The sequence below is a fragment of the Pseudomonas sp. FSL W5-0299 genome, assembly GCF_005930655.1.
GTDB lineage: Bacteria > Pseudomonadota > Gammaproteobacteria > Pseudomonadales > Pseudomonadaceae > Aquipseudomonas > Aquipseudomonas mandelii.
Window position 1 is genome coordinate 1 of record NZ_RXHX01000090.1, and the last position, 1,657, is coordinate 1,657.

The window sequence follows — 1,657 nt, forward strand, 5'->3', positions numbered from 1 at the left end:
GGCGTCCCCTAGGGGACTCGAACCCCTGTTACCGCCGTGAAAGGGCGGTGTCCTAGGCCACTAGACGAAGGGGACACGCTAACTGAAACACATGGTGTGTATTTCAGTGCCCAAATCCGCATCCGAAGATGTCGGCTCTGGCTTCACTCAGCCCTGCCCGAAAGCAACGCTGCTTAAAATTGGAGCGGGAAACGAGACTCGAACTCGCGACCCCGACCTTGGCAAGGTCGTGCTCTACCAACTGAGCTATTCCCGCATATGGCGTCCCCTAGGGGACTCGAACCCCTGTTACCGCCGTGAAAGGGCGGTGTCCTAGGCCACTAGACGAAGGGGACACACGTACAACATTCACTCCCTACCGCGTTTCGCTGTGTGCTTTACGCTGTAAGTGGCGCGCATTCTATGGATGGATTGAGGGGTCGTCAACCCCCAGATATAAATTTATTTAAATCAATGACTTCGCCCCGCTTTCAGCCGGGATTCCGGCTTTTGCGCCTGCTGACCTTTGGCGACTATATTCTGATAACCACCAAGACGTTATAGTCCGTCGCTGAAGATGATGGCAATCTGAACCACGATTGCCAGTATTTATATAAGTCGAACCCCGGCCGATATAAAGATAGCCACAACCGATTCAACTCGTCGAGCGGTCCTATGCGCCCAAATGCCAAGCCACTACACTCGATCGCGAACCCTATAAAGAGGTCTTACCGGTGACACCACTCATGATCACCCTGCTAGTCGTAGCCGGGATCGCACTATTGATCGCCATTGGCTACATGAACCATGTGGTGGAAAACAACAAGCTGGAAAAGGCCCGTACCAAGGTTGAACTCAACGACCGCCTGCGTCGCTGCGGCGAAATCACCGAGACCTTCCCCGGTCAGCTGATGACACCTGGCCTCAAGCTGCTGCTGACCCGCCTGGAACTCAATGTCTGCAAGCGTTTGCTCAACCTGGAAAAAACCAGTTCCAACCTCAGGGCCCGGATTACCGAACTCGAAGCCCTGGTCGCGCAAGGCGAATCGATCCCGGTCAACAACCCGCCGGCACCGATCCAGACCGAGGCCAAGGCCAAGGACGTGCGTTTCCTGCTCGAAGCCCTGCACGGCCAAATCACCCGCGCCGCACAGGATGGCTTCCTGCCGACCAACGAAGCCAAGCGCTGGATCCGCGAAGTGCGCCACATTCTGGTCCTGCTGCACATCGAGTTCTTCAATAACCTGGGCCAGCAATGCCTGCAACAAAACCAGCCAGGCCAGGCCCGCCTCGCCTTCGAGCGCGGTGTGCAATACCTGCGTAAACAGCAGGAACCACAGATCTACGCCGAACAGCTCGAATACCTGGAAAAACTCCTGGCGCGAGCCAACGCCATGGTGATGGACAACATCGCGGCCGTTGAAAGCGAGACCAACCAGTTGAACGCCGGCCTCAAAGAAGTTGAAGCGGATGCGGACTGGAAGAAAAAAGTGATCTACGACTGATCGGAAGAATCAAGGAAGCCACCGCGAGGTGGCTTTTTTTTGGACTGGGTTTGGCGGGTGAGTACTGCCGGTCAAGATGGGTTGGCGGCGAGGCCCTCATCGCTGGCAGGCCAGCTCCCACAGGGTCAGGTGTTCACCTGCAAGTCATTGGTCGGCTGTCAGGCCGCCTTCGC

General features: G+C 56.5%; 1 protein-coding gene and 3 tRNA genes. 1 reads left to right on the forward strand and 3 read right to left on the reverse strand.

The genetic code is table 11. The features are described from left to right. Positions 1–2: 2 nt before the first annotated feature. The 3 genes from FHL16_RS33695 to FHL16_RS33705 all read right to left on the reverse strand — a co-directional run bounded on the left by FHL16_RS33695 (position 3) and on the right by FHL16_RS33705 (position 335). Positions 3–75 (reverse strand) — tRNA-Glu (locus tag FHL16_RS33695). A gap of 105 nt (positions 76–180) precedes the next feature. After that, positions 181–256 (reverse strand) — tRNA-Gly (locus FHL16_RS33700). 3 nt (positions 257–259) lie between these two features. Next, positions 260–335: transfer RNA gene (locus tag FHL16_RS33705), tRNA-Glu, on the reverse strand. Positions 336–713: 378 nt separating this feature from the next. Here FHL16_RS33705 and FHL16_RS33710 point away from each other — a divergent pair. After that, positions 714–1,484, forward strand: a complete 771-nt coding sequence (locus FHL16_RS33710; RefSeq protein WP_010457037.1) for a hypothetical protein — start codon at positions 714–716, stop codon at positions 1,482–1,484. The last annotated feature ends 173 nt before the right edge of the window (positions 1,485–1,657 follow it).